A 6,403-nucleotide genomic window follows, 5' to 3' on the forward strand; every position below is an offset into this window, starting at 1 on the left:
AGGATGGCATTGTCTAGGTTGGATCCCTCCAAGTTGGCGTAGCTCAAATTGGCCTTCCTCAGATTGGCTTGGCTGAGGTTGGATCCTCCTAGATCCGCTCCAATGAGGCTGGCTCCACTTAGGTTTGCCCCGACCAGTTGCACCCCGTTGAGCTTGGCCCAATTCAAGTTAGCGCCGCTCAGGTCAACTCCACTCAAGTTTCTCTTGGAGGCTTGACCGTTGACGATCTCCCACACCAGACGCCACTTGGCCTCGATCTGGGTTGCAGGAGAAAGGATCACCCGCGGCAGACTGGCCAGCTCCAGATCTGCCCCTCTCAGGTCGGCGCCGCTGAGGTTGGCTCTGCCCAGATAGGCCCTACTCAGCTTGGCTCCGCTGAGATCGGCGTGGGTTAGGTCGGCCTCGCCCAGCTTGGCCCTCTTTAGATTGGCTTCATCTAGGCTGGCCTCGCTTAGATCTGCCCCAATCAAATAAGCCTGGCTTAGGTTAGCTCCACTGAGCCTTACCCCGCTGAGGTCTGCCCGGCTGAGGTTGGCCTTTCTCAAGTCCGCCTCTCTCAAGTCTGTTTGGCTCAGCTCCTGCGAAGGGGCGCCAGCATGGAAAATCATGAACCACCAGCTACTCTCCGGACTGGCCTCTACAGAAATCACCGTCCATCTCAAGCTAGGCAAGTTCAGGTCTGTCTTGCCCAGTTTGGCTTCGCTGAGGTCGGCCCCGATGAGGCTGGCCCCCCTTAGATCTGCGCCGTTGAGCTTAGCCCGTCTCAGCTTGGCTCCGACGAGGTTGGCTTGCGCCAACTTGGCCCCCACAAGCTTGGCCTTGGCTAGTTCGGCCTTGATCAAGCTGCTTCCACTGAGGTTGGCACCGCTTAGGTCTGCCCCGCTGAGATCCGCTTGGTTTAAGTTGGCCCCCCTCAGATCCGCCTGGCTTAGATTGGCTTTGCTCAACTCTGCCCACTGTAGGTCTACGCCGCAGAGGTTGGCCCCGCTCAGGTCGGCTCCCACCAAGTTCACGCCAGGGAGCCTGATCCCGCTTAGATTTGCCCAGCTCAAGTTGGCCCCGCTCAAGTCCGCCTGAGCTAGGTTTTTTCCCTGAGCGTGGCCGTTGACAATTTCCCAAACCAGCCGCCACTTGCGGTCTATTTGGGTTTCAGGGGAAAGGATAGCTCCCCGCAGGCTGGCCAGTTGCAGGCAAGCTGCGCTCAAATCGGCCCGACTGAGGTTGGCTCTCTCCAAGCTGGCCCACCGGAGGTCGGCTCCCTGGAGGTCGACTTCCTGCAAGTTGGCGCCGACAAGCCTTGCCCCCCTTAGGTCTGCTTGCGCCAAGTTGGCCCCCCGCAGGTCAGCCCAATCCAGGTTGGCCTCGCTCAAGTCCGCCTGAGCTAGGTTTTTTCCCTGAGCATGGCCATTGACAATTTCCCAGACCAGCCGCCACTTGCGGTCAATTTGCGTTTCGGGGGAAATGACGACCCACTTCAGGTTGGCGTCTGCCAGATTGGCTCCCTGCAAGTTGGCGCCAATGAGATTGGCCCCCATCAGATTAGCTCCCTTTAAGTTGGCTCCTCTCAGATCTGCGCCGCTGAGGTCTGCCTGGCTGAGGTTGGCTCCAATCAGGCTGGTGTGGCTTAGATTGACCTGGCTCAGCCTTGCCCGAACTAAACTGGCCCCGCTTAAGTCAAGCCCCCTTAGATCTAGCCGGCTAAGGTTGACCCTCCCCAGATCTGCCCAGCGAAAGTCCCGCTCGCCGGCTCGATATCTCTCTTCAGGGTTTCCAACTGGACGTAGGGGAACGGGATATCTTTTTGCTACTTGCACCAGTTGAGGGATGCCAGAGTTCAGTAGGGTTTTCCAAACCGCAAACTGCACTTCCCAATCCAGGGGTTGTAGCATTGTCTGTAGAAAAAGCTTTCTGCTTCTTTCGCCAAAACTTCCAATAGCTCCATTTCCGCTAACGAGATCCCCCCTTCTAGGAACCAACTGAATAACCTCTGAACTACCGGCAACTTGTCCGCCCTCGCTGATAGCCACGGCCCACCCCCTGTTGGCTAGCTTCGTCTCTATTTTTACCTTGACCCTGGAGAGGTCTCAAGTCAAACTTGAGGGGTTCTCCGCAGGAAGTCAGTCTTAATCGAGTCTTAAGATTGTCTAGAGCATTTCAAGCACGCCAGGCTTGAGAAGAGGAGTTCAAACCTGGAAAAGGGATCCCTTGTGCTAGACAATTGAATTGATGGTTATTTCAAACTCGATTAAGACGTTCTCTAGGCACTCCGCGCTGCCGGTGCGTTTGCGACTGCGTTGTGTAGCAGTAACAACATAACGAACCGTTTCAGCTACCCATGCCTCAGTCGGTCTGGGCCAGGGGATCCCGGCAACGCTTGTAGTCAGCAGGTAGATAAAGGGTGTCGCGGCGGCCAAACCACTCGTAGCGGTGATCCCGGATCTGGGCGTAGCCCCAGTCTCCCAAAAGCTTGAGGCCGGGGAGGTTGCGGTAGAGGGCCAGCCACAGGGATCCGCTGGGCAAGAGGGCGGCAATGTGTTCGACGGCGTCGGATCCCTGCCAGCGGCGCTCTGGCTGCTCCAGGTCGATCAGGATCATCCCCAGTTCCATCTGCTCGGGTGGGATCCCCCATTGGGCCAGGGTGGCCGTGTCTTGCATGGGGGCGTAGCGAAACTGCTGGCCGCGATCCAGTTGCTCTAAAAGCTTGACCCCATTGGCGCAAAGGTTGCACAGGCCGTCGTAGATGACCAGGTAGGGCATAGGGATCCTCAGGCAGGGGGCTGGGCCAAAATCCGGGCTTGGTAGTCGGCCTCAGAAAGCAGTTGCTGCGGCTGCCGATCCAGGAACAACCGGCCCAAGAGGTGATCGTATTCGTGCTGGAAGATGCGGGCCGGAAAGTCCCGCCAGATCACCCGCTGCTGGGATCCCGCAGGGGTGTAATACTCCACCTCCACCTCGCGGGCACGGGCCACCAAGCCGCGGCAGTTGGGCACGCTCAAGCAGCCCTCCCACCCCAACACCTGCTCGTCGCTCAAGGCCAAGGGACGGGGGTTAATCATGACCAGGGGTTCCATCTGGGGTGCATCGGGATAGCGAGGGTTGGGACGGGAGGCCACGATGAGGATCTGGAGAGGGGATCCCACCTGGGGAGCGGCCAGACCCACCCCTTGCGCCTCTTTCAAGGTGGCGAGCATCTCTTCAAGTAGGTTTTGCAAAGCCGGCGTCCCAAACTCGGCGACCGGCTCAGCCACTTGAGTCAGGATGGGATCCCCCAGTTGTCGCAGGCGCAAGGTCATAGCGTGCTCTCAGACCCCCTCTGCAGACTCTCCAGCATTTGCTAGCGATCTTTGCGGCTGGCTGCCGTCTCCAAAGCCAGCTTGGAGCGCTTCAGCCCCTCAGGAATGGGGATGGGGTAGTGGCCGGTAAAGCAAGCCGAGCAAAAGGAATTGGGATCCCGACCTGTGGCGGCCAGCATGCCTTCCCAGCTCAAGTAGGCCAGTGAGTCCACCCCAATCTTCTCAGCAATTTCTGCCACCGAATACTTGGCGGCAATCAACTGATCTTGGCTGTCGGTGTCAATGCCGTAGAAGCAGGGATGGGTAACCGGCGGGCTGGAGATGCGCATGTGAACCTCGGTGGCCCCCGCCTGGCGCAGGGCCTTGACGATCTTTTGGCTGGTGGTGCCCCGCACAATTGAGTCGTCTACAATCACAATCCGCTTCCCCCGCAGCACATCTTCGAGAGGGTTGAGCTTCATGCGAATGCCCCGCTCCCGCATCGACTGGGTGGGCTGAATAAAGGTGCGGCCCACGTAGCGGTTTTTAATTAGCCCCTCGGTGTAGGGGATCCCCAACTGGCGGGCATAGCCAATGGCTGCCGGTGTGCCGGAATCAGGCACTGCTATTACCCAGTCAGCTTCCGCCGGGGCTTCTTTGGCCAGTTGTTCCCCCAGCCGCACGCGGTAGGAATAGAGGCTCTCTCCATGCATGCAACTGTCGGGGCGGGCAAAGTAGATCATCTCAAAGATGCACAGTTTGGGGTTGGGCTCCGCCCAGCGCAGGGATTGCAGCCCTTGACGGTCAATCCACACCAGCTCCCCCGGCTCCACCTGGCGCAGATAATCCGCCCCGATGATATCCAAAGCACAGGTTTCTGAGGCCAACACGTAGTGCAGTGGCTGGGCTTCTGGGTGGTTGAGCGTGCCGTTGCTGCAGAGGATCCCCAGCCTCTGCGGTTGCAGCAGCTCCTGTCTGGCGGGGTTGCTGCTCAAAAGCCCCAACACCAGCGGACGCACGCCGTAGGGATCCCGCGCCCCCATCAGGCCTTCTGGCGTGCCGATAACCAGACTGAAAGCCCCGCGGCAGCGGCGCAAGGCTTGACAGGTGGCTCCCACCCAGTCTTGACCTTGGTTCACTGCCTGGGCAATGGTGTGGGCAATACATTCCGAGTCGGTGCTACCGGTGAGGTGGCACTCGGCAGCTTCCAGTTCACGCCGTAGCTCTTCGGCATTGACCAAGTTCCCATTGTGAGCCAAAGCCAGCGGCCCCAAGCGGGTTTCCACAATCACCGGTTGGGCGTTGGCCATGCGGCTGGATCCTGTAGTGGAGTAGCGGGTGTGGCCTACTGCCAGATCGCCGCTGAGCTGGCCTAAGTTCACCTCGTCAAACACTTGGGAAACCAGCCCCATTGCCTTGTGCACTCGGCAAAAGGCCCCCTCAAAGGTGGCAATCCCCGCCGATTCCTGGCCGCGGTGCTGCAGGGCAAACAGCCCAAAGTAGGTCAGCTTGGCCACCTCCTCGCCGGGGGCCAAAATGCCGAACACGCCGCAGGCCTCTTTGGGCCCTTCCTGAGCTGGCGATGGTTCTGCTTCCACCTTTGCTGCCATGGATCCCCTCTTGCTGTGGCACTTATCAGTCTAACCCGAGCGCTCTTGAGATCTCACCGCCAAGGCGGATCCCATGCAGCAGGAACCACTCATAGTGTTTGCGAAAAGATGAGACTCTATCTATAGTGTTAGGAGGATCTGCGAGACTCGCCGTTAAGGGAGCAGGACTGTGCGGGTTTTCGAGTTGAACGCTGCCGAGACTCGGTTCTTCTAACAAACCCCCCAAGCTTGTGTTGTGAGGAGCCAAAGCCCATGAAACAGCCGTCCTCTGGATTCCGCCGCAGTTGGGCGCTAGCGGTCTCTTGGATGAAAGCCAGTGTAGCCGCCTTTCTGTCGTTGTCACTGGTGGCCTGCCAAGAAGATGGCCGCGAGCAACCCTCAGTCACCATTACTCCTGTGCCGGTAACGGTTGTGGCGCCAACACCCACTCCTTTTCTCGTCCCCAGTCCTGTCCCGACGCCTTTGCTCACCCCGACCCCCACTCCACTCTGGAATCCTTTCCCTAGCCCCAGTCCTTCCCCCACCGCATCTTTCTCAGCAGAGCCACCTTCGATTGCCGTGGTGGCCCTAACGGACGCCCGACAGACGGTGCCCTTCAATGTCTTGGTGGCCGTTACAACTCCTGCGGGTTTGGGCAGCGGCATTAGCTTCCGGGTGGAAATCCGACAGAACCCCCTCACCCTCACGTTTGATTTCACCGCCGCTGCCGCCGGCTGTCAGGCCAACAGCAGAACCTGCATCGGCACCCTTCCCATCACCATTCCGGCCTCTGCCCCCCCTGGAGATTACGAGGTTACGGCCATGGTAGCAGACAGCCAAGGCCGCATTGCCTCCGCCAAAGCCCCCTTGCGGGTACTGCCGACGCCCTCACTCACCCCAACACCAACCCCGACCGGCACGCCCAATCCTTTTCCCTCAGTGTCGCCTTCGCCCAGCCCTTCCCCTCGTCCCAGCCCTTCGTCCACACCAACGCCTAGCCCTAGGCCCACCTAACCATTCGCCAACCCCTGCAGGAGGCTTAGCCGGCTAGCATAGAGGTTAGGCCTGGCTCTGGATGGATTCCTGTCTTGATCCTGCTTGGGCCAAGGGGTTGCGGGCAGCAGGAGAACTCTGTAACAAGCTGCCAGGGTCAGCGCTCGGAAAGTGCCTTTCAACGCGCCAACAACCCCAACAGCTACTCCTTGGGTTCGGAGGATAACGATGCGCATTGCCCAGATTGCCCCGTTGCACGAGAGCGTGCCCCCCAAGCTCTACGGCGGTACGGAGCGGGTGGTTTCTTGGTTAACTGAAGAGCTGGTGCGACGTGGGCACGAGGTGACTCTATTTGCCAGCGGCGACTCCCAAACCCAAGCGCGTCTCATCCCTTTTCGGGAGCGGGCTTTGCGCTTGGATCCCACGGCTATTGACACGGTGGCTCCCCACATCCTGATGGTAGAGAAAGCCTTTCAGATGGCCAATGAGTTTGACATCATCCACGGCCACATTGACTACTACCCCTACGCCCTGGCCCGCCGCCACCCT

General features: G+C 59.4%; 6 protein-coding genes and 1 pseudogene. 2 read left to right on the forward strand and 5 right to left on the reverse strand.

Annotated elements, in window-relative coordinates; all coding sequences use genetic code 11:
• The 5 genes and pseudogenes from NW863_RS10035 to purF all read right to left on the reverse strand — a co-directional run.
• Nucleotides 1-1,535: pentapeptide repeat-containing protein (locus NW863_RS10035; protein WP_414366105.1), on the reverse strand; the 1,535-nt coding region annotated here is incomplete at its 3' end.
• 12 nt (nucleotides 1,536-1,547) lie between these two features.
• Nucleotides 1,548-1,889: pseudogene (locus NW863_RS10040) on the reverse strand (pentapeptide repeat-containing protein); the annotation flags it as partial.
• Between the two features lie 451 nt (nucleotides 1,890-2,340).
• Entirely contained in the window at nucleotides 2,341-2,757 is a 417-nt protein-coding gene (locus tag NW863_RS10045) for a thiol-disulfide oxidoreductase DCC family protein (RefSeq protein WP_414366096.1), read from the reverse strand.
• Nucleotides 2,758-2,765: 8 nt separating this feature from the next.
• Nucleotides 2,766-3,293 carry a peptide deformylase gene (gene def, locus NW863_RS10050; protein WP_414366097.1) on the reverse strand — a complete coding sequence of 176 codons (528 nt, stop codon included), beginning with the start codon at nucleotides 3,291-3,293 and terminating at the stop codon, nucleotides 2,766-2,768.
• A gap of 41 nt (nucleotides 3,294-3,334) precedes the next feature.
• Nucleotides 3,335-4,882, reverse strand: a complete 1,548-nt coding sequence (gene purF, locus NW863_RS10055; RefSeq protein WP_414366098.1) for an amidophosphoribosyltransferase — start codon at nucleotides 4,880-4,882, stop codon at nucleotides 3,335-3,337.
• 252 nt (nucleotides 4,883-5,134) lie between these two features.
• On the opposite strand from purF, the gene NW863_RS10060 reads away from it, so the two are divergent.
• Together NW863_RS10060 and NW863_RS10065 are read left to right on the forward strand one after the other, a co-directional pair.
• Complete coding sequence (locus NW863_RS10060; RefSeq protein ID WP_414366099.1) at nucleotides 5,135-5,875, forward strand: hypothetical protein; 741 nt, start codon at nucleotides 5,135-5,137, stop codon at nucleotides 5,873-5,875.
• 207 nt (nucleotides 5,876-6,082) lie between these two features.
• Nucleotides 6,083-6,403 (forward strand): glycosyltransferase (locus NW863_RS10065; RefSeq protein WP_414366100.1); only part of this gene is annotated, 321 nt, incomplete at its 3' end.

The organism is Synechococcus sp. B60.1 (assembly GCF_047462555.1).
Taxonomy (GTDB): domain Bacteria; phylum Cyanobacteriota; class Cyanobacteriia; order Thermostichales; family Thermostichaceae; genus Thermostichus.

What these genes read in the sequence shown, in the direction of transcription:
- NW863_RS10060 (WP_414366099.1), top strand. Translation starts at nt 5,135, where the DNA reads ATGAAACAGCCGTCCTCTGGATTCCGCCGCAGTTGGGCGCTAGCGGTC.
- NW863_RS10045 (WP_414366096.1), bottom strand. Translation starts at nt 2,757, where the DNA reads ATGCCCTACCTGGTCATCTACGACGGCCTGTGCAACCTTTGCGCCAAT.
- def (WP_414366097.1), bottom strand. Translation starts at nt 3,293, where the DNA reads ATGACCTTGCGCCTGCGACAACTGGGGGATCCCATCCTGACTCAAGTG.
- purF (WP_414366098.1), bottom strand. Translation starts at nt 4,882, where the DNA reads ATGGCAGCAAAGGTGGAAGCAGAACCATCGCCAGCTCAGGAAGGGCCC.